The sequence below is a fragment of the Anoxybacillus sp. CHMUD genome (assembly GCF_013096965.1).
GTDB classification, from domain to species: Bacteria; Bacillota; Bacilli; order Bacillales; family Anoxybacillaceae; genus Anoxybacillus; species Anoxybacillus kestanbolensis_A.
On the sequence record NZ_SDLG01000080.1, the window covers coordinates 1 to 437 of the forward strand.

General features: G+C 48.3%; 1 protein-coding gene. It reads right to left on the reverse strand.

Annotation, left to right across the window (positions count from 1 at the left end; translation table 11 throughout):
* Window positions 1-437 (reverse strand): D-alanine--D-alanine ligase (locus ETB99_RS14690; protein WP_483860852.1); only part of this gene is annotated, 437 nt, incomplete at both ends.

The following is a 437-nucleotide window of genomic DNA, read 5'->3' on the forward strand; positions in this document are numbered from 1 at the left end:
GTTTGACGAAGCACGGGTAGCCAAGCTCTTGTTCGATTCGGTCATACACTGCTTCTCCGCCTTTTTTCCATTCATATTTCGTCACTGACACATACTTCGCTTGGCGCAGCCCAGCTTGGGCAAACAAGTTTTTCATCACCACTTTATCCATGCCAACAGCAGAAGCGAGCACCCCATTTCCAACATATGGGAGGTTGAGCATTTCAAGCAGCCCTTGTACCGTTCCATCTTCGCCGTTTGGCCCATGCAAAAGCGGGAAAATCACATCAATGGTTTCCTCGTCGCTCTCAGTTGCAGAACCCGATGCAGGAACCTGGTTTAAAGACACAGGGATCATCGCGGTCGCTGTCGAAGTGAACTGCAGCTGCTTCACTTCTTCAACCGTTCCAGTCAATCGTTTTCCTTTAATCCATTGTCCTTCTGGTGTAATATAAATC